Here is a 614-nt window from a genome sequence, read left to right on the forward strand (position 1 = left end):
CGCTTTAATTTATGTTATTAGCGTTATCAATGATAAAAGTGCTTTTTATTATCATTGTTTCTCCCACTTATAGATGCTCGCATCTGACATTTCACACATGAATAAATACAAAAAGCCTGAATTTAAGGCTAAATTTCTTTTACCTCGTTATTGGGGTACGTTAACTCTCATCGGCGTGATGTACTCATTGAGCCTTCTTCCTTTTAATATTCAATTAGCGCTAGGACGCGGTATTGGCCGTTTAGCCATGCGAATAATGAAAAAGCGTCAAGTGACGATACGGCGCAATCTTGAGCTTTGTTTTCCTCACATGGGCGAATCTCAACGCGAGGCGATTTTAAAAGATAATATCGACAACTCCGGTATTGCACTCTTCGAAACAGCGATGGCATGGTTTTGGTCAGATAAAAGAGTCAGTAAGCACGTTACGATTAAAGGAATGGAGCATTTAGAAGCGTTAGAAAAGTCCGGTAAAGGTGCCTTAATGTTGGCCGTCCATTCAATGAACTTGGAATTAGGTGCTCGCGCATTTGGCATTCAAAAATCTGGGCCGGGTGTCTATCGACCAAACAACAATCCGTGTTTCGACTATTTCCTATACAAAGGTCGTTCTC

1 pseudogene is annotated in these 614 nt (G+C 40.7%); it reads left to right on the forward strand.

What is annotated here, in order from left to right:
* Nucleotides 1-97 precede the first annotated feature (97 nt).
* Nucleotides 98-614: pseudogene (locus tag R7R78_RS27630) on the forward strand (lipid A biosynthesis lauroyl acyltransferase); the annotation flags it as partial.

The sequence above is a fragment of the Vibrio sp. 2134-1 genome, from assembly GCF_033339495.1.